The organism is Bradyrhizobium sp. MI1.10, assembly GCF_055811035.1.
Genome location: NZ_JBVVPN010000187.1, coordinates 1 through 251 on the forward strand (window position 1 = coordinate 1; position 251 = coordinate 251).

Below are 251 nucleotides of genomic sequence, written 5' to 3' on the forward strand. Positions count from 1 at the left end.
CGGCTGCGCAGAATGCGCAACTGCCGCTGATGCCGGCTGAACTGTTTGGCATGGGCGTAGCGGCCCGCCATCATCGCGGCGGCCTTGGCCACACGAGAATAGGATTGCCGCAGCCTGACGGCGTGCCTTCTCGCCAGGCGGTTGAGCCCCTTGATAGCCGCATGGAGCAGCTTGGCATCGGTCGGAAAGGTGATGGCCTTCGGCTGCACCGTGGTGTCGACGGTGACGCGCTTGAGGTCCTGGCCGCGTAA

At 65.3% G+C, this 251-nt stretch carries 1 pseudogene; it reads right to left on the reverse strand.

Features of this window, described 5'->3' with window-relative positions:
- Nucleotides 1–251, reverse strand: a pseudogene (locus AC0L3K_RS40850) (IS5/IS1182 family transposase); the annotation flags it as partial.